Origin of the sequence: Streptomyces monomycini, assembly GCF_022271435.1 — a bacterium.
GTDB classification, from domain to species: domain Bacteria; phylum Actinomycetota; class Actinomycetes; order Streptomycetales; family Streptomycetaceae; genus Streptomyces; species Streptomyces monomycini.
The window spans coordinates 37,410-55,151 of the sequence record NZ_JAFIQY010000022.1; the positions used below are offsets into that span (position 1 = coordinate 37,410).

Genomic DNA, 17,742 nt, shown 5'->3' on the forward strand with positions numbered 1-17,742 from the left:
CGTGATCAATGCCCGGCAACGCACCGACGGGTGGCCCTATTCCACCCCGCCTTCCTGGTGGCGAACGGCGGTGCCACCGACCAAGACCTTCACCGATCCGCGACTGTGCGCTGCCATCGTGGGGCGGTCCTGTGTCCACCGATCGGTGGACAGCGGGCGGGGGGATCGGTCTGTTCGCCGGACGGCCCGGTTCAGCCGCGCCGCCAGGCGGGGTTCAGCCGGATCTCGATGTCGTCGGACGCCGCCTCCGGCGCCGGGTCGGCGCTTACGCCAACCCGTACCGGACGGCCGGTGTCGGCCTCGACGAACATCAGGGGCGGGCGGTCGTCCTGTAGGTACTTGTCGCCCCACTGCATCAGCGACAGGAACACCGGCAGCAGGTCCTCGCCGGCCTCGGTCAGCCGGTACTCGTCGCGGGCCCGGCTCCCCGGTTCCCGGTAGCGAACGGGCGCGACGATCTGAGCGGCCTTGAGCTGTTTGAGTGCGCGTGACACCGCGGGCGCCGAGGCCCCGATCCGCTCCACGAAGTCCTCGAACCTGGTGGTGCCGTAGAAGCATTCGCGGACCACCAGGAACACCGTCTTGGTGCTGAGCAGGTCCAGCACCCGCCCCGCCGAGCATCCGTCACCGACCGACCACGCGTCCCGGTCGTGCAGCCGCTCCTCGAAGTTCATCGCCACCCCGCCATTGTAACTAACGATTGCGTTATTCAGCAGGGCGTGCTTCCATCTCGCTAACGACCTCGTTATCCAGGCGGGAGATGCTGTGGTTGCAGTAGCAGGCAGGGCGGTTGTGGTGACCGGGGGCCGACGGGGGCTCGGCGCGGCGCTGGTGGACGAGGTGCTGGCACGCGGGGCGCGCAAGGTGTACGCGACCGCGCGCTCGGCGTACACCGACAACCGCCCGGAGGTGGTTACCGCCGAACTGGAGGTCCGCTCGGCGGCGTCGGCCGCCGCTCTCACGGGGGCCGCCGCCGATGCCGAGATCGTGTTCAACAACGCTGGAGTCCTGTTGCCGGCTCCACTGCTCACGGGTGACTTCGAACGCGTCACCGCGACGTTCGACGTCAACGTCTTCGGGCTGCTGCGGGTGGCGCGAGCGTTCGCACCGATCCTGGCAGCGAACGGCGGGGGCGCACTGGTGAACATGCACTCCGTGCTGTCCTGGCTGGCCGGCAGCGGCGCCTACGGGGCGTCCAAGGCGGCGGCGTGGTCCGTCACGAACTCGCTCCGACTCGAATTGGGGCACCAGAACACCCAGGTCGTCGGCGTCCACGCAGGGTTCATCGACACCGGGATGACCTCCGCCTTCGAACTGCCGAAGGCGACGCCGGCCGAGGTGGCCGCGCGGATCGTCGACGGCCTGGAGGCCGAGGCCACGGAGGTGCTCGCGGACGATGCCTCGGCCGCCGCCAAGGCGGCACTGTCCGGCCCCGTGGAACGCCTGGCGTTCTCGGCCGCCCGTTGACGCCCCGTCCCGACATTTCCAGGAGTAACCGCCATGCCGCTGTGGACCATTCACCACACACCCGGAACCTTCACCGATGCGCAGAAGCACCGACTCGCCTCCCACATCGCTGACCACTACGAACAGGTCGGCCTGCCCAGGTTCTACGTGGTCACGCTCTTCCGCGAGACCCGGCCCGAGGATTTCTACGTCGGCGGGGAGCCCGCCCCGGCCGGGGTCCGCATCACCATCGACCACATCGCCCGCCGCAACCCCGACCAGCAGAGCCGACGCCGGACCGCCCAATGGATCAGGGGCATGCTGCAGCCCCATCTCGAACGGAGCCCAGGGCTGCACTGGGAGTTCCACATCGACGAGACCAGCGATGACCTCTGGATGATCAACGGGCTCGTGCCGCCCCCGGCAGGCTCCGACGCCGAGAAGCTCTGGGCCGAGAGCAACTCGGCGTCCTCCTACTGATCGCGCCTGAATTCAAGATCATGATCAACAGGGGCGAGTCTCGGTCAGTTCCCGAAGCGTATGGGGCGCGTGTCGCGGAAGATCACCAGTCGGAGTGGCGGGGCTGCCACCGGCCGTCTCGTCCCAGTCCAGGCGGATCGGCCCGTCGGGAATCCAGATCGTTCGCGGCGGACTCGGGGAAGACGCGGGCGCTGAGCGTGCGCATCGCGGCGGTCTGCCGCTGCACGGCCTGTGCGATGGCCGGGTCCACCCGGCGGTGCAGCGGGGCCGCCTCCTGGTGTGCGGACAGGGGGTCAGGCGGGTAGCGCGTCGATGGCGGCCTGCCAGGGATAGGTGTCGGGGTTGCCCTGCTTGGGCTTGTGGGGGGTGAAGCCGCCTTCTCCGTAGAGCACGGTGACGCCCGCGTCGCGGAGGAATTCGATGTGCCGGGTGACGGCCGGGTGGGCGGCCTGCGCGTCGTTGAAGTGGGGCAGTGCGACGATCGGCACGAGGGCGATGCCCTCGGTGAGCAGTCCGAGGGCGAGGGTGTCGGAGACCGCGGTCGCCCACTTGGCGAGGGTGTTGTTGGTGAGCGGGGCGACGAGCATCGCGTCCGGCGGCGGCAGGACGTCGGGCTGCGAGGGGAGCTTGTACTGCCAGCGGACGGGGTGGCCGGTGAGCTGCTCCAGGGCCTCGATCTCGCCGTCGGCGTCCTCGGTGAGCCACCGGTGGGCGGTCGGGGTGAGGATGACGCAGACGTCCCAGCCGGCGTCCTGGGCGGCGTGGACGGGGATGGTCAGGCGTCGGGCGGGCGGGGCGGCGCAGGCGATCAGGTACAGGGTGCGTGTGGTCACCGGGGCAGTCCACAGCGGTCAGCGAGCAGGCGCAAGCGGCTCTCGGCGCTGCCGACGCCGAGCAGCCGCAGGTGTTCGACGTGGGCCTTGGTGCGGGGCCGGCACCGCACTTCTTCGGGGGCCAGGTCGTCTGCTTCCAGGAGGGTTTCGACGGCCTTTTCGCGCTGTCCGGCCTGCGTCTCGCCGATGGCCCGGTCGGTCAGCAGGTGGGCCCGTCGTTCGCGTGGCAGGTCGTGGAAGGCGGTGGTGGGGATGTCCGCGGCGACCGCCACGGCGTCCGCGCCTTCGGACAGGTAGACGTGGGAGGCGACGCGGTAGAGGCGGCAGTTGGTCGGCCCGAACGCGGTCCACAGCCGGTTGTGGTCGCCGCCGAGGCGCTCGGCGTGCTCGTCGGCTTCGTCGAGGTAGTCGGGGACCCGGCAGGCGTAGCGGGCCGGGTCGCGGTCGTCGGCCTCGCTCGCGGCGGCGGCCGCCATGGCCGCCTTGAGGTAGAGCATCCCGAGCACGCTGTAGCCGTCGGGCCCGCTGCGCAGCAGGTCCGGCTCCAGGCGCCGCGCGGCGCTGAGCACGAAGTCGGCGGCGGCCGCCGCCTGGCCGTGGTTGGTCATCGCATCGCCCAGGTGGCGCGCGGCGCTGGCCATGATGACCGGGTTCTCGCTGCGCTCGGCGGCGGTGACCGCGCGGTGTCCGGCGGTGACCGCCATCTCGGTGTCGCCCCATTTGATGGCCGCGGCCTCGGTGAGCTCCAGGGCCAGGGAGAGCACCTCGAACGCGGCGAGCCGGTCGTCACCGCGGTGGTGCTGGGCGGCGCGGGTGGCGTCCACCAAGAGCGCCGGGATCTCGGTGCCGAGCTGCGCGAAGTGGCCGGCCTGGAAGCCGGTGCGGGCATAGGTGAGCTTGCGGTTCAGCGCCTCGACGGGCGTCGGATCGGTGCAGGAGGCGTCACAGGAGCCGGTGATGACGTCGTGGCGCTGCAGCGCGGCACGTACGGCGTCAATCTGGCTTTCGCCGACGCAGTCGGCGTCGATGGCGTCGGCCATCAGGCGTTCGGGGGTGATGCGCAGGCGCAGGGCGGCGAGCTGGATCACGGACCACTGCGGGTCGGCCTGGCGGCGGCCGCCCTCCAGTTCCTCGACCCAGCGCAGGCTCTTGCCCATCAGGCGGGCGAACTCGGCGCGCGGGATGCGGCGGCGGGTGCGCCAGTAGTTGACGCGGCGGCCGAACCGGATGCTGTCCATAGGGCGCTCCGAGCGGAGGCGAAACGACCCACACGCTTCGTGTGGTCTGTTTCGGGTCTACCGCATCTAGCGTCCGGATATGGCCCAGTCCCCGAAGCAGACCACCCCAACGTGGGGCGCCCTCCTCGATCCTGACGCCGCTACCTACAAACGGCTGCGCGCCGCCGGCCGCGGCGCGACCCAGCTGGTGCAGTGCGGCGGCGGCCGGGACGCGGTGGTCATCGCGCCGCTCCAGCGCGGGCTGGCCGCACTGGACGCGATGGACCTGCCGGTCACCGACGGGTACGCGGTGCTCGCCGACCACATCCGCCAGGAGCTCATCGTCCTCGTCGAAGGCGGCCGCGCGGCGGCCTGGAAGGGCGTGGCGGGGGTGCGGGTGCTCTCACGCGGCTCCTGGCTCCTGGCGCCCGCGCGCGGCAGGGACGGCGCTCTTGCCTCGGCCTGGCTGAGCCAGCCCGCGGGGCCCTCACCAGCGTGGGGCGACACGGGCAGCGGGCCCTGTCTCAGTGGTGTCCGGGTCGCCGTCGACGTACGTGCACTGTGCGACGCGCTCGCCACGATTGACCGGCCCGCGGTCTCCTCCGGAGCCACCACATGAGTACCCACACAGTGGTGCACGACCCGGAGGGCATGATCGAGGCGGACCTGCCGCTCGACCGCGCAACGCACGAGCAACTGGTACGGACAGTGCTGTCGTGGGCTGCTCCGGCCACGCTGCCACCCGACGACTACGAACCGGTGGCCCTGCTGCTCACCGGCGCCGCGTACGCCGTCACCGCCGAGGTACGCCAGCGTGCCGCACTGCTGCCCAAGGGCGACCGCCGCCTCGCGCTCACCCGCATCGTGCTGGGCGAGGCCGCCGGCCGCCTCCCGGCTTCCGGCCGCAACTCCCTCCACGGCGTCCAGCACCGCGCCCGGCTGCTCCGGGCGCTGTACGAACTGCTGGACCACCTTGAGCTACCAGCACTCGCCTCAACGGCACCTTGAGCTGTGTCTCTTCCCCTACGGAGGCTCGGACAGCTCCTGCTGCGCCCCGGCGACGCTCCACGCGAGCATCGCCGGGGCGTTTGCCGATAGAAGCGGTTTAACCAGCAAGTTTGACCGTCAACGGGTAATCGCAGGTGAAGGCGGGTTTCAGCCGATTCAGCGAGGTTTTCGTGGTGTTCCTCCTCGCCGGTGCGGAGATGTACGACCCTGACGAACTTGTGCCTGCTCCCGAGCGAGACGACAGTGCAGCGACACCGTAGCGGCGGGCCCTGACGGTTTAGCCGCCAGGAATCCCAAGGCTGCGGTTGTGCCTCCCGGGACGTAAGGAAGCACCAGCGCGCCACTGCTGGCCGGCGTCCGGGCACGCCCGTGCGGGCCTCACTCCCGAAAGATCCAGGTTTTCCCATTTCGCAGGTCAGTGGCGTTCCTGACGGGGCGTGCCAGGGGCGTGTGATCGTACGGTGCACGCGGAGGCGTGCACGACGGGCGCGGTGCGGGTGACACCGCCACCCTGCGCAACGACCACCACCGCATCGTCGACACCAAGCGCTGGGGCCGCCACTGAGCCCGCGGGCTGCCCCAGCGGCCCACACTCCAGGTGCGCCGCAGCCGAGGGGCTGCGGCGCACCGCCCTGTCCGCCGGCCGCACCGCCCACGACCGCGCACAGTCCGGTCTGACGGCCTGGCCCGCACTGGGCACATGGCCGCCAGCCCGCCAACGCGGGACCGAGTACGTACCCGGCGAGCGACGCGCGCTACGTCAGCCAAGCGGGCGCATGGCCTGACGTTCGTGCCTCCCTTCTTCAACTAGGGCCGCGCACGGCTGCCGTCGAAACACCACTGAGGTCGCGTGGACGATAGAACCGCAGGCTGCAGCTCAAGCACCGGGTGGGACCATAGCCGTATGCCCGAGATATCCACTTGTGTGACTACGCGATGGCCGCTGGCCCCGTCCGCTGAAACCGGCTGGCTCCATGAGCTGTGCGGGGACGGCGTGACCGGATTCATGCCCCCGGCGATGCCCGACGCAGCCTGGGTCCTCAATGCCATGTACGAGCACAAGCAGGGCCCGGCGGCAATCTCGCACCACGAGCACCACCAGGCTCAGCTGGCGGAGGGAAGCGTCGAACGACACGTCGTGGCGGGCATCGACCTCGACGCCATAGGGGTCGCCACCGGTGGTGATCTGGGCCGCGCCGAGCACCCGGGCCCCGGCTGGCGGCGCCTGCGCTGGGCGGACCTCGCCCACCGCATCGGCGACCCGGTCGTCCCTGAGGGGCTGCTGCCCTGCTACCGCTGCTTCCCTTCCGCCACGAAGGACGGCAGCTGGCCGCTGAGTATCGTCCCGCCGACCGAGGGCAGCACGGACCGCGAGACCTGGGACCGGCTGATCACCCTGCTCATCGAGCACAGCCCGGACGGCGCGGATACCGCCTGCTTCGCCTACTACAATCCGCTGATGACCGCGGCCTGTGACTTCGAGAACCTGCACGTGCGCACCGGCCGCCTCGGCGACGCCCAGCTGCTCTACGACAACCCCGAGATCGACTTCAGCCCGTCCAACCTGTGGGCCGCCGACCGTTCATGGGTGCTGTGCACCGACTACGACCTGTGGGCCACCAAGGTCTCCGGGCCCCGCCCCCTCATCGACGCGCTGCTGCATGACACGGAGATCGAAGCCATACAGCTGCCCGACGACCCCACCGAACCAGCAGGTCAGACGTTGTCTTCGCTCACCTAGGCTCCGCATCATGAGCACGTCCGACCAGCACCACCACGTTCGCATATCCGCCGCGCGCGCGGAGGGCAAGACCCGCGGCCGCCCTGCGCGGCTCAGCACGCAGCAGGCCGCCGACATCGTCACCGCCTATGAAAGCGGCACCGCAGTAAAGGCACTCGCCCGGCAGTACGACGTCGACCCCAAGGTGATCCGCCGGGCTCTCGATTCCGCAGGAGCACGCCACAGCCCCGGTCTCGGGACTTTCCTGAACGATGACGCCACGACGTCATAAGGTTATGACGTCACCGACGAGCGGCAAGTCCAGGCCGCCGATGCCGATCCGGCCGTGGCGGTCGACGTGCCCGGCCTGGTAGCCGAGCACCTGACCAACGTCGCCGATGACGCGATCCGCCAGGCGCTGGACGCCGGGCAGACGATCCGCCGAGGGCCCGAGACGGAGAAGAGGTATCCGGCCCACAATCAGCGACGCACTTACCCTACCTAGACGCTCCGCACTGAGTGTTCCGGAGCAACCGCACGGACCCGCTGGCGGGCAGCGTCGAAAAGTTCCGCATTCTCCCTGATGCGCCGCACCCCACGACCTTCCGGCCGTTCACAATCGCCGCGAAAAGGCGGCATTTCGAGGTATAGACAAAGTTTCGATCGCGCGTCACCCACTAGAGGGACAGTGGTGCCGCTTCTTGCACTTCCGCTGTGGAATTAACGGAAGACCAGGGAAGCATCCTTTCGTTCAGTGAAAGGCTGGAGCAGCCGGAGGTTCGCTATGCGTCGAGTCTTTTCAGCGGCCGTTGCCGCCACCCTCGCCTTGTCCCCCACAGCCGCCTCAGCGGCCTCGCGCCACAGTGATCGCGCGCCAGCAGGGTCGGTGGACCTCACAGTTCAAACAGATACGGCCAGCGGCTCCGGCACAGACGGCGACGTTCTCGCCAATGTGTCGTGCAGGAATGGCGCCCAGTCCGGCTGGCAGGAGCTCGACAAGCCGCATTACGACGATTTCGAAGCAGGAGACAAGGACACCTACCGCCTCCCGCTCAACGGCTGCTCGGACGTGGACTATGTGGAATTCAAACTGCGCGCCGGCAACATCCTCACCTACAGGGACTACTGGAAACTCTACGGCGTGTGGGCCGAAACTGACAGCCACGCTACATACTATGGCGATACACCAGCGCAAGTAGGCGAAAAGCGGCATCCGTGGATCTACCCGAACGTCTGGAACAGCACAGACATTGTCATGTCGCGAGTCCGCTGACTCGGGCTGCCCGTCGAGCGAACGCTGTGGAGCCCGTGGGTCCCGATGGCCTTGTGGAGTGCCGCCGGGATCCCCTTCACGGCCGCCGAAGTGCTCATCACCACCCAGTACATCGAGGCGCACACCGAGCCCGCGGCCGACGGCACCTGGGCCGAAGCAGACACGATCGCCTGGCTCTGCGTCCTGACCATCGCCGCCTTCGTCGTCATCGGCGCGCTGCACGGCCTCGTCCAGCACCGTCGCCGCACCCGGGAACAGAGGCGCGTACGCAACGCCGAGCAGCAGTACCTCATCACCGACCCCGCCGGCTGATGGCGCCCTCCTCCCGCTAGCCAGTTCGCGCGTCATTCCAAAATTTTGGAATGAGCGGCGCCGACGGCCCCGGAGCTGGCCCGGCCGGGCAGCCGGGCCGGTGGGCGCTGCGCGCGGAACACGTCGGCCGGCTGTCACTCCGTCGTCCTGATCGCCCTGACGTGGAGACGGAGGAGGTGTCAAGGCCCTCGCCCAGGCGGAGCGGTTCGCCAAGGACGATCCGCAGGGCGTACGGCAGGCCTCCACCGCTGTCGACCGCCTCGCCGAAGCTTCCCGGCCCGAGGGCGCGTTCGACAGCACCGACATGCCACAGATCCACGTGGGGACTCACCGCGTCCTGCAGGAGAACCGTGACCGCAAGGTCCGTGTCAGCGGCGGGTGACGGCGTATCCCGCGTCGCATCGTAGGCGCGCCGGCATGGCCGCCGAACGGCTTCTCCGGCATTGACGACCACCCGGCCGTGCCCGCGTCCGGCGAGCACACCGGGCGGCCGGAAACCAGCGCCTGACCCACCGCCGCAAACGCCGTCTGCTCAAGACCTGCGGCACGAACCGGCAGCCGACCTTCTCCGCGCGGCCCTGCACGATCGGGGCCGGCGTATCGTCCCCGGACGGCTCCGGGCCCGGGGACGGCGCAGGACCGAGGTGTCGGCGACGGCGAAGGCCAGCGCAGGAGTGGTCACCGGCGCAGGTACGCGTGGGTGCGCTTGGACAGGTCCGGCGGGCCGTCGAACAGGGTCGGCCAGTCGGGTACGGCCGGGTCGTCGCCGAGTGCCGTGTCGGGGACGACGACCCGGCCAGCGGCCCACTGGATGGTGACCGCCTCCGGGGACTGGCCGGTGACCGCTGTCAGCTGGCGCAGGTAGTCCGCGGTGGCGCCTGTGGCCGTGACGTGCGCGGTGTTGCTGGGCCCGTCCTCGGGCGGCAGCTCCGGCGGCGGCTGGTCGCTCATTCGGCACCTCCTGTCGTCGTCGCTCCCTCAGTGTGCCGGGACGGCGGGCCGCCAACCCAGCAGATCACAAAACGTGTCATGCGGTGCGTCCCAGCCGCGGCACCGAATCCGTAGCCCGGCCCTTCCGGGCGGCGCGTGCAGCTCGGGCCTGCCTGGAGATCGAGCAGATCTTCTACGGCGCCACGACGACGTCCTGCGGCACACGATCACCGTCGACTTCAGCGGCCAGCCGTACGTCACCCGGCACGTGCCCACCCCCGAGGAACTCGCGCGCCGCAAGCAGCCAGCCACTCCCGGTCCTGGCCGCACGGCAGCGGCTGATCGGCGGATCCGGCTGGGCGCGGCCGGTACCGTTCCCACGACGACGTCGACAGCAGCAGCGGGGCAGTGTGACGAAGGTTCGAGACCGCGGCGAAGTGCTGGGCTACGGGGTGCCGGCCGTGCTCTTCTTGCCCGGGGTCGCCTACCCCGGGATCACCAACGGCCACCAGTTCATCGCCAACGACTTCTTCGCCTTCATGCACTGCCTGGCCAGTATCGGCTTCGCCTCCATCCCGCTGATGGCGTGGCGCCGGGGCAGAGACCGATCTCGACGGCCTCGGCGTAGTGGCGGCGCCAGCGCCGCTCTGCCGCCTTGCAGGCCGCAGAGCAGAACCGCTTGTCGCTGCGGGCCGTCGCCGGCAGCGGCTTCCAACAGAAGTGGTGCGCGCACCGGCGCACCCGCCCGCCCATGTCTTCACCGTACGCGCGCGAAGCGGGCGCGCGGGCGTGGAGGAGAAAGAAAGCCCGCGGGAGCCGCGAACATGCTCTGTCGCGGGCCTGTCGGGATCTCTAGGCTCTGCGCATGTCGAAGCAGCAGCGAGGCAAGAAGCACCGGACGCCCCAGAAGCGGGCCCCACGCACCCCCTCGGTACCGCGTCCGCGTGCGGTGGCATCGCCAGTGCCGCCCGGCGGCGGACTGCCAATGCGGGGCAACTGGGACCACACGGCGCAGATGCTGGAACACGCGAAGCCGGAGCAACTGGTGGAACTGGTGCTGCCGTATCTGTGGGTGGCCCTCGCTGACGGCCGGGCCCCGGCGAACGTGTGCGTGGACGCGTGCATGACGCTGCGTTACGCCTACGGACAGCTGGGCGTGCGGGCCGAGCTGCTGCCGGTCGACCTGGCGATCCAGAACAAGGACGGAAGCGGCACCCGCTACGGCTCGCTCACCCCGAGCTGGACGGGAACCACCTGGAACGGGCACTGCGCGCTGGTGCTGCCCGACTCCGAACGGTTCGTGGACGCCACGATCGAGCAGTTCGACGAGGTCCGCGCGATCGGCATGGGCCCGATGGTCGGCAAGGTCGCCCTGGCGACCCACACCACGCGCGACGGCATGATGCCGCAGGGGGCGCAGGTGGTGCTCCAGCGCGGGCACCTGAGGCTGACCTACACGGTCGCCGGCCCGGAGGCACTGGCCTCCATCGTGGAGCACCCGGAAGCCATCGCCCACGCCGACGGCCACCGCCGTACCGGGGTGAACGTAGCCTCCCTCATGCTGGCCACCCTGCGCGGCGAGGCGATCCGCGGACGGGCGATGCAAGCCCCGCACCCGCGGCTGCGGGCCCTGCTGCGAGCAGTCGGCGACGCCCCGTACGAGCCGGACGAGGCCGGGGATGCGCGCTTTCGCCTGCCGGATCAGGACGGCCAGGAGCGGTGGCTGCGGCTGGATGAGATCCCGCTGCCGCCGAGTGTCCCGGCGGCCTGGCCGCGCTCGTAGACGGCGGCCGCGAGCGAGGCGTCGTCGGACAGGCCGGCCTCGGTGAGGACGGACAGCTGGACGGGGTGCTCGATGCCCTCCGTCCACGCGTCGCGCACAGCCTGGCACACGGCGACGCGGGCCTGCAGCCCGGCGGTGGAGTCCGCCGGCGCGGCGCAGCCCGGCGAGGGCGCGGCCGCGGGCGGCGACGGTGCCCAGGAGCTCGGCGGCCTTCTCGGCGTCGGGCTGCATGGGCGCGGCGGGTCGGGCTGCGGCGACAGGTCGGCACTGTCCTCGGCGCGGCGGGTCGGGCTGCGGCGGCAGGTCGGCACTGTCCTCGGCGCCGCAGGCGGTCACCAGCAGGCGCAAGCCCTCCAGGCGAAATATGACGCCCACGGGATCATGTGTCCGTGGGCGTCTGTGCATGTGCGCATGCTCTAGCCTGGCCGTATGGCAACGAAGATTGCGGTGTGCCAGTTCAAGGGCGGCGATGCGGGCCGAGGACGAAGGCCGGCCCCTGCGCATGACGGTCACCGGCATGCCCTCCCTCAAGGAACTCCCGCACCGGATCTCCATCGCCACCCAGCATCGCGACCTGGTCACCATTGACGGGCCGCCCCCGGCGCGCTGGCCATCGCCAAAGCCGCCATCGAAGCCGCCGACTATGTGCTGATGGCGTGCCCCGCACGCCCTGCCGACCAGGACAGCATCCCGGCCACGCTCGCCGCCATCCAGAAGGCCGGCAAGCCGTTCAACGGTGTCCTCACCATGGCCCGCAACACGATCATGACCGATGCCGGGCGGATCGCCCTGACCGAGATGGGCGTACCCCTGCTGGAGACCGAGCTGAGGCTCAGCGACCAGGTGGCCGACAACTACGGCCATCGGTCACGCGGAATGCTCAGCAAGTTCGGCCTGGACCTGTTCTACGAGATCAGCACGAAGATTGGGTGACCCCATGGAAGACGACACCAACGCGGACTCGCCCCCCCCGAGACGGCCGCGGAACGGCGCCGCAAGAAAGCCCAGGAAGGCGCGAAGCGGTTCCTGAACCCCGGACAGAAGACCGCAGCCGCGAAGAAGACACCACCGGCGAAGAAGACGACGACGGCACGGAAGACGACAGCCAAGAAGACCACCGCGCCCTCACCGCCGGCGGCGCCCGCCTCCACGAAGCAAGCGCCGCCGGCCGAACAGGAGAAGACCGTCTTCTACAGTGCCCGCATCAACCTGACCACCACCCCGGCGCAGAAGAAGATGCTCAAGCTCGCGGGTGTGGAGGACGGGATCGACACCACCGCGCGTATCCGCGCGATGATCGCGCTGTACGAGGAGGACGAACGCCTCCGCAGGCGCGTCGACAAGATGGCCCATCACTGGCGCTGATGCCGGCTGCCCCCGCTGACACAAGATGAGCGGTTGCCCAGGTCACTGTCTGGGCAACCGCTCATTTGCACATAGGCCGCCAACAGTTCCGGGACCGGACGTGGCCGCCTGCACTTCTGGTGATCGGGCGCGCGGGCTACCAGGGCACCACCCCCAGAGCCCGACGCCCGGCTGCTGGAGCTAGACCCACCAAGGTTCAACGCCAGCACATTGACTGTAACGGGGGAACTCTCTTCCATAGTCCCTCACGCGAGGGAAGCAGCGCTATCAAATCTTGTTTCTCCCTCGCGTGAGGGAAAGCTGATGCGCGTTTAAACCGGCATCATCACCCTTTGCGAGGGTAGCCCTGAATCTTGTTCAAGGGGCACCGAGTGCCTTCTCGCGGACAAATCCGTGCTGCAAGGGAAGGGATGCGGCGACAATCGCCACGTCATATATCCTCAGGCGTCAAGGAGTTCACACGACCGGTTCTGCCTCTCACCAAGGCGAACCAGCCGGTCGGTGAATCTTCAAGAGAGCTAGACCCACCAAAAGATCTTCATATCGCAGCGAGGTTCAATGTCCCCGTTCCTCTGCGCCACTGTGGCGACGATTATGATCATCGCCGCCGTCGTAGCGTTCACTGTCAAAAACCTGGCTTCTCACCCGGCGCGCATCGCCGTCGTGATCGTCGCGATCACCGGACTCGTCTCGGCGCTGCCGCCCGTGCTGCACTCCCTGCGGCCCCCGCCCGTGGTTCTGACCCCCACGGCCCCCGACGCCTCCCCGCACCCGGCGGCGATGGCCTGATGTCCCACAACGACCGCAAACCCCCCGGGCCGGGCAAAAAGCCACTGCCCATCAGGCCGCAGCGCGAAGGTCACCGCCTCACCTCCCTGACCGTCTGCCAGCCCCCTTCCGCAATATTCGGGCAATTCCCGAACTTTCCCGACCTTCTGGCCTCCGACCACACCTGGGCAAGCCTGAAAGAATATGAGCCCGGAGGAATCCTCCGAAGCGGCGGCGTCGTAGTCCGGGACGCCGTGCACCTCGTTCTCCAGGGCTACGTAGCAGAAGAAGTCCACTACGGAGCGGGAACCCAGACGCTCCGCTTCCACAGCCCCGGAAGCCTCGTCGGCGACACCGCCATCCTCGGACCCCACAACACGCCAGTACCTCCGCAGGCACGGGCCCTCAGCCGGGTAAAGACAGTCATGATGCCCCTGTCGCGGATGCGAAGGAACGTTCTGGCGTCACCCGACTTGCTGCGGACAGTGACCTGGTCCATCTCCAACCGGCTTCGCATCAACGAAGCCGTCTACGGCCTCCAGTCCCGCACCCCGGCACAACGCCTCAGCCTGCTCCTCCTCCACCTCGCCGAGTCCGCCAACGCCGATCTGCAAAACCTCATCCCGATCATCCACGGGCCGACCCAGTCCGACCTCGCGTCGGCCCTCATGCTGGGACGCGCCACGATCGAAAGCGCACTGCGCACGCTCCGGGAGCACCGTCTCCTCGACACCGCTCACCGGAAATACCTTCTGTACCATCCGCCTCTGATCAACATGATCGCGTTGGGCGTACCAGTCGAAGACATCACCACGGAATCCTGTCCCCCGCACTGTCCGTGCGACGGCACCGGAATGAGTCCGTCCCCCGAAGCAATGCTCAGCGTGCTCCTCCGGGAGCCCCGTCGGGCTCCCCGCCGGCTGTCAGACTTCGAAACGCGTCTTCTGGGGATGCGTCCCTACTCCCCCTAGAGCCACCCGTTCCTCCACTGCGGTGTCGGCCCGCACCTCCCCGCGGAGGGTGCGGGCCGACACCGTTCCTGTGCGCCGCCTGTACGACGCGCGGGCCCGACGCGCTACGCGACCGGGCCCAAGGCTTTTTGCGGAGCATCCCGCTCCGTCCGGCGTCCGTCCATCACCCACACGGGTGCCGGTTCACGGGCCGGCGGAGCCCCGGAGCGACTCCTTGCACTCCGGCAAGCAGTGCCGCGTCCCCTGCGGGGCAGTTCCGGCCATCGCACCTGCTGAGCCGCTTCGCACGATTACGCTCGATTGTCATGACGATGCGCGGTGCACAGGTCAAGATCGGCGCAGTGCAGGCGGCCTGGGACCAGGCCAGCATCCTGCGCTCGAAAGACGACCAGCAGACGTGGCCTGTCCTGAGTGAGCGCATCGCGGCGGCCACGGCCATCTACGGCACGGAAGAACTCCTGCGCGGCACGGTGCTCCTGATGGACGGCGCGCTGACCCAGATCGGCGCCGGCCGGCCCGGAGGCGAGCAGTTCGCCGAGCGGTTCACCCAGACGCTGATGAACAAGGTCGTCACCCGGTGGTCCGAGATCGTGGAGCGATCCGACCTACCAATGCTCCGTCAGGTCGTGACGGCCTCCTTCGCAGGGCGTGACCCGGTGGCCTGGCGCGACCAGGCCGGGCCGGTCCCCGGCAGCGAACCCTGCGCCATGACCTGCGCGCTCGCGCTCATCGCCGACTTCGTGGACACGGTCGAGGGGCCAGGAACGTGCGAGCGTGTCCTGCTGGCCGCCCTCAGCCGTGCCCTCGACTGATCCCTGGCGGGCAGTGAAGCCCCGAGACACCGCCGCAGGGCCCTCTGCCGAATCACTGGGCTCCCCGTAGGCAGCCACCTGTCCGCCGGAGTACATGTACGAGGTCACCCGGAGGCCGGAGCCAGGCTCTCACGCAGGGCGGCCGACCAGCAGCGGCCGGCTCACAGCTACGGTGAGCACCATGGCTGCTGCCGACCCGCACGACGACATCCCCGCCACGACCACGGTGCTGGTCGTCGGACGTGTCCTGTTCATCTCCTGCGGCGGACGCACACGCATTCCCTACCTCTGCCCCGCTGCTCTGCGATGACCGGCGGCACCCTCACCGTCAGCGGCACGGACGTGACCTACACCTGCTCCGCCGGCCACACGTCCCAGGACTGGCGCCTGGACGCCAGCCATGTGCTGCGCGCGCACCGCGAGCAGGCCAACGGCCTCAAACGCCACCCGGACGACCTCGAAGTCCAGCCGGGCGTGGAGGAAATGCGGCGCAACAACTGGGATCACCTCTAGGTGACGGGCGCAGGAGCCAGCTCTGCGGCGCGCAGCGTCACCCGCCCGCCGTCCGGCATCTCGAAACTCACCTCGTAGCCGGGTGGCTCCCTGCCCGGTACGACATCGCACGCGGCGTCGTCCAGCAGCCAGGCCGCGCTCCGCACATGCCCGTTCCGGCCGGCGTGCGGCCCGGCCAGGATCCTGACGCGGGTATGGGGTGCCAGGCCCGGCCGTTCGGCTGCCAGGGCCGCGCTGACCGCCCGGGCGGCCGAGCCGGTGGCGATGTCCACCGCCGCGCCGCGAAGGCCGCGCCCGATGCCGCGTGTCATGCCGTCCCAGCGCTGCGGGCGACCCTGCCGGCCGCGGGCTGCAGCCGTCATCATCCGTGACCACCGGCGGCCAGGTCCGTGTCAGCCACAGCCACGTGACGACCACTGGGTCCGCGGTGTCCGCCGTCTCCGGGTCGGTGTCCAGGGCATAAGCCAGCTCGGGGCCGACCAACTGCGCGGCGACGGCGCGTACATGCGCGGCGGCGTCGTCGGCGGACAGGTGCCACAGCAGCGATCCGAGTGTGACGGAAGCCGGACCGCCGCCCGTACGCGCCCCGAGCGCCTGGAGCATGACGGCCAGGATTCCGTGCACCGCGCGGAAGTCCCACGAGTTGTCGTCCGGCCAGTCCGGCCGGTCCACTGCGGTGATGTTCTGCGCCCGCTGCCGCGCCTGCTCCCACCCCGTGCTCTCCACCGCGCTCCTCCGCCGTCTTCTCGCCCCTGGCAGCCAGTACACCAGAACGGCGGGCAGGCGCCGCTGCTCCCCTTTTCTGCGGCAGCAACCGGGCGTGATGCCGCCACAGGACCGACGGGTGCCCGTGTCAGGTTCGCGTGCACCGTTCCGGCGCGCGTACCGCTGTCACGGGCGGACCGGCGGCCGACGACGGCCGTCAGCATCCGGGCTGACGGATGCCAGCTGTCCTGACGGGGTTCTCACGGCAATGGGTGGGCGCAGCCACTGCGGGAGTCCCAAGCGGCGGCGCAGCGCGGCGAAAAGGCTGCGGTCCATGGCAGACACCGGTGATTCACTGTCCTGGGCCGAGACCGGGGCCCTCAGGTGCGCACCCGAATGTCTCAAGGGCAGGACGCAGCAGCGAACCGACTCGGTGTTCCACGGCCGTGCCGGGTACCAGGCAGCGTCGTGGAGACCGCATATCGCATGCATCCAGGCGGGCTTGTCCGGGTCGGTCCAGCAAAGCCATCGCGATCCGTGGTGCACTGGTGCACGCAGGGCTAGGTGGGGGCCCTCATGTGTTGCGAACAGCAAACACCGCATCGGCACCCGGGGAAAGCCGCTCTCGCCCAAAGCACGGGGCGCAGCGCACGTCGGCAATCCGCTCAACGCCGGCAGGTAGCGGAAACCAGGCGTGGCTGCTGTGTCTTGCGGTTTTGGGCCGCCGCCCGGGGCTTTGCGGCGCATCCGGTAGGCCGCCTGCCGGCAGGCGTTCGAGCAGAAGAGGCGGGGCCGGCCGCCGCGGGCGGTGACCAGGTCGTGCGGTAAGAACGGCTCACCGCACCGCGGGCACCGGCGCACGAGCTCTTCGGAAAGCTCCCGCGCCCAGCTGCGCAGCCCGGCCGACACGGCGATCTTGCCGTCCTGGCCGAACTCGTCGCTGACGGCAGTGGAATGGCTGGGGTGACGCAGCCGGGAGGTGGCCACGCGCAGGATTCCCGCCACTTCTCCATCAGGACGGCGCAGCAGCCGGGCTATCGTCGCCAACGGCTGCTCCAGGACAACCGAGAGTATGAAGACGGTGACCTCCAGGTCGTTGAGGGTTGCCAGGACATGGTTGATAGAGCTGGTGTCCGCCCGGTTGGCCGTCGGATCCCGGTAGTCGTAGCGTCGCTTCACTGCCCCCTGCCCTCCTGTGCCACCGGCAGCCCCGCTGTCCCGTTGCGCTGCTCCGGAAGGGCCGGCCGGACGACCGCCAGCTGGTTGGCGCTGATGCTGATTGTCGGGGAGGCGGCTGTCCCCGGCGCGGGGTTCTGCCCGGGCAGGGCGGGAGGGTTGAGCGTTTCCCCCGGGACGTTGCGCCACTTGCCCCAGGGCAGCAGGCACGACAGAGCGCCGATGACCTGGCTCAGGCCGCACAGCACCGCGGGAACATCCTGAGCGCGGGCCTTCTTCAGCACCGCCCTGACCGTCCACGCCACCAGCAGCGCCAGCACCACAACGAGCGCGACAACACCCAGCACATAGGGAACAGGACCGGCCTGTGAGCCGGCGGACAGCACGTGCACGTATGCCTCCAGAAACGCGAAGAGCCCCGGTCGGCAGA

The 17,742-nt window shown here is 69.6% G+C and carries 24 protein-coding genes; 16 read left to right on the plus strand and 8 right to left on the minus strand.

Translation table 11 applies throughout. From position 1 onward, the window contains the following. Positions 1 to 191 precede the first annotated feature (191 nt). Positions 192 to 674, minus strand: a complete 483-nt coding sequence (locus JXZ78_RS23550) for a winged helix-turn-helix transcriptional regulator (protein ID WP_030019383.1) — start codon at positions 672 to 674, stop codon at positions 192 to 194. Between the two features lie 91 nt (positions 675 to 765). On the opposite strand from JXZ78_RS23550, the gene JXZ78_RS23555 reads away from it, so the two are divergent. Then, on the plus strand, positions 766 to 1,467 hold the full coding sequence (locus JXZ78_RS23555; RefSeq protein WP_030019382.1) for an SDR family oxidoreductase: 702 nt from the start codon (positions 766 to 768) through the stop codon (positions 1,465 to 1,467). 33 nt (positions 1,468 to 1,500) lie between these two features. Beyond that, positions 1,501 to 1,926, plus strand: coding sequence for a tautomerase family protein (locus JXZ78_RS23560; RefSeq protein WP_030019381.1), 426 nt, complete (start codon positions 1,501 to 1,503; stop codon positions 1,924 to 1,926). Positions 1,927 to 2,219: 293 nt separating this feature from the next. Here JXZ78_RS23560 and JXZ78_RS23565 read toward each other — a convergent pair whose 3' ends face one another. Both JXZ78_RS23565 and JXZ78_RS23570 read right to left on the minus strand, forming a co-directional pair. Further along, positions 2,220 to 2,759, minus strand: coding sequence for a flavoprotein (locus tag JXZ78_RS23565; RefSeq protein ID WP_030019380.1), 540 nt, complete (start codon positions 2,757 to 2,759; stop codon positions 2,220 to 2,222). Then, the gene (locus tag JXZ78_RS23570; protein ID WP_030019379.1) at positions 2,756 to 3,997 is read right to left on the minus strand and encodes a helix-turn-helix domain-containing protein; all 1,242 of its coding nucleotides are present in this window, start codon (positions 3,995 to 3,997) and stop codon (positions 2,756 to 2,758) included. The genes JXZ78_RS23565 and JXZ78_RS23570 overlap by 4 nt, the downstream gene beginning before the upstream one ends. A 79-nt stretch (positions 3,998 to 4,076) precedes the next feature. Between JXZ78_RS23570 and JXZ78_RS23575 the strand changes: the two genes are divergently transcribed. From JXZ78_RS23575 to JXZ78_RS23600, 6 genes are all read left to right on the plus strand, one after another. Continuing rightward, positions 4,077 to 4,595, plus strand: coding sequence for a hypothetical protein (locus JXZ78_RS23575; protein WP_050502314.1), 519 nt, complete (start codon positions 4,077 to 4,079; stop codon positions 4,593 to 4,595). Continuing rightward, a complete protein-coding gene (locus tag JXZ78_RS23580) occupies positions 4,592 to 4,984 on the plus strand; it encodes a DUF6415 family natural product biosynthesis protein (protein WP_238783324.1) in 393 nt (130 codons plus the stop codon). The genes JXZ78_RS23575 and JXZ78_RS23580 overlap by 4 nt, the downstream gene beginning before the upstream one ends. 1,018 nt (positions 4,985 to 6,002) lie before the next feature. After that, on the plus strand, positions 6,003 to 6,725 hold the full coding sequence (locus JXZ78_RS23585; RefSeq protein WP_238783325.1) for a hypothetical protein: 723 nt from the start codon (positions 6,003 to 6,005) through the stop codon (positions 6,723 to 6,725). A gap of 10 nt (positions 6,726 to 6,735) precedes the next feature. After that, a complete protein-coding gene (locus JXZ78_RS23590) occupies positions 6,736 to 6,996 on the plus strand; it encodes a helix-turn-helix domain-containing protein (RefSeq protein WP_030019374.1) in 261 nt (86 codons plus the stop codon). 594 nt (positions 6,997 to 7,590) lie between these two features. After that, positions 7,591 to 7,977, plus strand: coding sequence for a PLAT/LH2 domain-containing protein (locus JXZ78_RS23595; protein ID WP_157851534.1), 387 nt, complete (start codon positions 7,591 to 7,593; stop codon positions 7,975 to 7,977). Positions 7,978 to 8,022: 45 nt separating this feature from the next. Beyond that, positions 8,023 to 8,289: a hypothetical protein gene (locus JXZ78_RS23600; protein ID WP_030019372.1), complete on the plus strand. Its 267-nt coding sequence runs from the start codon at positions 8,023 to 8,025 to the stop codon at positions 8,287 to 8,289. Positions 8,290 to 8,967: 678 nt separating this feature from the next. Here JXZ78_RS23600 and JXZ78_RS23605 read toward each other — a convergent pair. After that, a complete protein-coding gene (locus tag JXZ78_RS23605) occupies positions 8,968 to 9,240 on the minus strand; it encodes a hypothetical protein (RefSeq protein ID WP_030019371.1) in 273 nt (90 codons plus the stop codon). 964 nt (positions 9,241 to 10,204) lie between these two features. On the opposite strand from JXZ78_RS23605, the gene JXZ78_RS23610 reads away from it, so the two are divergent. Continuing rightward, positions 10,205 to 11,002, plus strand: a complete 798-nt coding sequence (locus JXZ78_RS23610; RefSeq protein WP_030019370.1) for a hypothetical protein — start codon at positions 10,205 to 10,207, stop codon at positions 11,000 to 11,002. Here JXZ78_RS23610 and JXZ78_RS23615 read toward each other — a convergent pair. Further along, the gene (locus JXZ78_RS23615) at positions 10,921 to 11,313 is read right to left on the minus strand and encodes a hypothetical protein (RefSeq protein ID WP_238783326.1); all 393 of its coding nucleotides are present in this window, start codon (positions 11,311 to 11,313) and stop codon (positions 10,921 to 10,923) included. The genes JXZ78_RS23610 and JXZ78_RS23615 overlap by 82 nt on opposite strands. Before the next feature lie 340 nt (positions 11,314 to 11,653). Here JXZ78_RS23615 and JXZ78_RS23620 point away from each other — a divergent pair, with 340 nt between their 5' ends. The 7 genes from JXZ78_RS23620 to JXZ78_RS23640 all read left to right on the plus strand — a co-directional run bounded on the left by JXZ78_RS23620 (position 11,654) and on the right by JXZ78_RS23640 (position 15,431). Further along, a complete protein-coding gene (locus JXZ78_RS23620) occupies positions 11,654 to 11,935 on the plus strand; it encodes a hypothetical protein (protein ID WP_157851533.1) in 282 nt (93 codons plus the stop codon). Positions 11,936 to 12,238: 303 nt separating this feature from the next. Beyond that, entirely contained in the window at positions 12,239 to 12,367 is a 129-nt protein-coding gene (locus tag JXZ78_RS40360; protein ID WP_275128079.1) for a hypothetical protein, read from the plus strand. Between the two features lie 582 nt (positions 12,368 to 12,949). Beyond that, positions 12,950 to 13,156 carry a hypothetical protein gene (locus JXZ78_RS23625; protein ID WP_157851532.1) on the plus strand — a complete coding sequence of 69 codons (207 nt, stop codon included), beginning with the start codon at positions 12,950 to 12,952 and terminating at the stop codon, positions 13,154 to 13,156. Further along, positions 13,156 to 14,106, plus strand: a complete 951-nt coding sequence (locus tag JXZ78_RS23630) for a Crp/Fnr family transcriptional regulator (RefSeq protein WP_157851531.1) — start codon at positions 13,156 to 13,158, stop codon at positions 14,104 to 14,106. The genes JXZ78_RS23625 and JXZ78_RS23630 overlap by 1 nt, the downstream gene beginning before the upstream one ends. Before the next feature lie 305 nt (positions 14,107 to 14,411). Further along, a complete protein-coding gene (locus JXZ78_RS23635) occupies positions 14,412 to 14,918 on the plus strand; it encodes a hypothetical protein (RefSeq protein WP_030019365.1) in 507 nt (168 codons plus the stop codon). Positions 14,919 to 15,099: 181 nt separating this feature from the next. Continuing rightward, positions 15,100 to 15,228, plus strand: coding sequence for a hypothetical protein (locus JXZ78_RS40365; RefSeq protein WP_275128080.1), 129 nt, complete (start codon positions 15,100 to 15,102; stop codon positions 15,226 to 15,228). Next, a complete protein-coding gene (locus JXZ78_RS23640; RefSeq protein ID WP_030019364.1) occupies positions 15,225 to 15,431 on the plus strand; it encodes a hypothetical protein in 207 nt (68 codons plus the stop codon). The genes JXZ78_RS40365 and JXZ78_RS23640 overlap by 4 nt, the downstream gene beginning before the upstream one ends. Here JXZ78_RS23640 and JXZ78_RS23645 read toward each other — a convergent pair. The 3 genes from JXZ78_RS23645 to JXZ78_RS23655 all read right to left on the minus strand — a co-directional run bounded on the left by JXZ78_RS23645 (position 15,428) and on the right by JXZ78_RS23655 (position 17,704). Next, a complete protein-coding gene (locus JXZ78_RS23645) occupies positions 15,428 to 15,796 on the minus strand; it encodes a hypothetical protein (protein WP_030019363.1) in 369 nt (122 codons plus the stop codon). The genes JXZ78_RS23640 and JXZ78_RS23645 overlap by 4 nt on opposite strands. Before the next feature lie 526 nt (positions 15,797 to 16,322). Then, positions 16,323 to 17,315: a hypothetical protein gene (locus tag JXZ78_RS23650; RefSeq protein WP_157851530.1), complete on the minus strand. Its 993-nt coding sequence runs from the start codon at positions 17,313 to 17,315 to the stop codon at positions 16,323 to 16,325. Further along, positions 17,312 to 17,704, minus strand: a complete 393-nt coding sequence (locus JXZ78_RS23655) for a hypothetical protein (protein ID WP_030019362.1) — start codon at positions 17,702 to 17,704, stop codon at positions 17,312 to 17,314. The genes JXZ78_RS23650 and JXZ78_RS23655 overlap by 4 nt, the downstream gene beginning before the upstream one ends. Between the last annotated feature and the right edge of the window lie 38 nt (positions 17,705 to 17,742).

What these genes read in the sequence shown, in the direction of transcription:
- JXZ78_RS23560 (WP_030019381.1), top strand. Translation starts at nt 1,501, where the DNA reads ATGCCGCTGTGGACCATTCACCACACACCCGGAACCTTCACCGATGCG.
- JXZ78_RS23600 (WP_030019372.1), top strand. Translation starts at nt 8,023, where the DNA reads ATGGCCTTGTGGAGTGCCGCCGGGATCCCCTTCACGGCCGCCGAAGTG.
- JXZ78_RS23580 (WP_238783324.1), top strand. Translation starts at nt 4,592, where the DNA reads ATGAGTACCCACACAGTGGTGCACGACCCGGAGGGCATGATCGAGGCG.
- JXZ78_RS23590 (WP_030019374.1), top strand. Translation starts at nt 6,736, where the DNA reads ATGAGCACGTCCGACCAGCACCACCACGTTCGCATATCCGCCGCGCGC.
- JXZ78_RS23645 (WP_030019363.1), bottom strand. Translation starts at nt 15,796, where the DNA reads ATGATGACGGCTGCAGCCCGCGGCCGGCAGGGTCGCCCGCAGCGCTGG.
- JXZ78_RS23635 (WP_030019365.1), top strand. Translation starts at nt 14,412, where the DNA reads ATGACGATGCGCGGTGCACAGGTCAAGATCGGCGCAGTGCAGGCGGCC.
- JXZ78_RS23605 (WP_030019371.1), bottom strand. Translation starts at nt 9,240, where the DNA reads ATGAGCGACCAGCCGCCGCCGGAGCTGCCGCCCGAGGACGGGCCCAGC.
- JXZ78_RS23610 (WP_030019370.1), top strand. Translation starts at nt 10,205, where the DNA reads ATGCGGGGCAACTGGGACCACACGGCGCAGATGCTGGAACACGCGAAG.
- JXZ78_RS23640 (WP_030019364.1), top strand. Translation starts at nt 15,225, where the DNA reads ATGACCGGCGGCACCCTCACCGTCAGCGGCACGGACGTGACCTACACC.
- JXZ78_RS23620 (WP_157851533.1), top strand. Translation starts at nt 11,654, where the DNA reads ATGGCGTGCCCCGCACGCCCTGCCGACCAGGACAGCATCCCGGCCACG.
- JXZ78_RS23550 (WP_030019383.1), bottom strand. Translation starts at nt 674, where the DNA reads ATGAACTTCGAGGAGCGGCTGCACGACCGGGACGCGTGGTCGGTCGGT.
- JXZ78_RS23630 (WP_157851531.1), top strand. Translation starts at nt 13,156, where the DNA reads ATGTCCCACAACGACCGCAAACCCCCCGGGCCGGGCAAAAAGCCACTG.
- JXZ78_RS23575 (WP_050502314.1), top strand. Translation starts at nt 4,077, where the DNA reads ATGGCCCAGTCCCCGAAGCAGACCACCCCAACGTGGGGCGCCCTCCTC.
- JXZ78_RS40360 (WP_275128079.1), top strand. Translation starts at nt 12,239, where the DNA reads ATGCTCAAGCTCGCGGGTGTGGAGGACGGGATCGACACCACCGCGCGT.
- JXZ78_RS23570 (WP_030019379.1), bottom strand. Translation starts at nt 3,997, where the DNA reads ATGGACAGCATCCGGTTCGGCCGCCGCGTCAACTACTGGCGCACCCGC.
- JXZ78_RS40365 (WP_275128080.1), top strand. Translation starts at nt 15,100, where the DNA reads ATGGCTGCTGCCGACCCGCACGACGACATCCCCGCCACGACCACGGTG.
- JXZ78_RS23585 (WP_238783325.1), top strand. Translation starts at nt 6,003, where the DNA reads ATGCCCGACGCAGCCTGGGTCCTCAATGCCATGTACGAGCACAAGCAG.